Source organism: Sedimentibacter sp. B4 (assembly GCF_000309315.1).
In the GTDB taxonomy this organism is placed as follows: Bacteria; Bacillota; Clostridia; order Tissierellales; family Sedimentibacteraceae; genus Sedimentibacter; species Sedimentibacter saalensis.
In genome coordinates, this window is the sequence record NZ_CANG01001057.1 from 1 (window position 1) to 339 (window position 339).

At 67.3% G+C, this 339-nt stretch carries 1 protein-coding gene; it reads right to left on the minus strand.

What is annotated here, in order from left to right; genetic code table 11:
• Window positions 1-158: 158 nt before the first annotated feature.
• Window positions 159-339: hypothetical protein (locus tag BN358_RS27265; protein ID WP_198018542.1), on the minus strand; the 181-nt coding region annotated here is incomplete at its 5' end.

Below are 339 nucleotides of genomic sequence, written 5' to 3' on the forward strand. Positions count from 1 at the left end.
TGTAGTTGAGGTAGATGTTCGGCTCGCCCCAACGGCGGACGTGCAGGGACAACGCGCGGAGACTGCTCAGCAGGCCGATCGCGGCGATGAGGGCGGCGAGGACCAGCGTGCGCCAGAACTCCGGCCCGGGCCGCCGGGCCATCAGCCGTGCCATCGGTCTAGTGCGAGTACAGCGTGACGTCGAAGCCGGAGATGCTGTTGGGGCTCTGGTCGATGGTGATGTACTTGGTCACGATGTCGTAGCCGGTCAGCCGGTAACGCACCTTGTACTCGCCGGGCGGAGCCCGGTCACCTTGTAGCTGCCGCCGGTTGCCGTGCGGGCCATCCCCGCGACCTCGT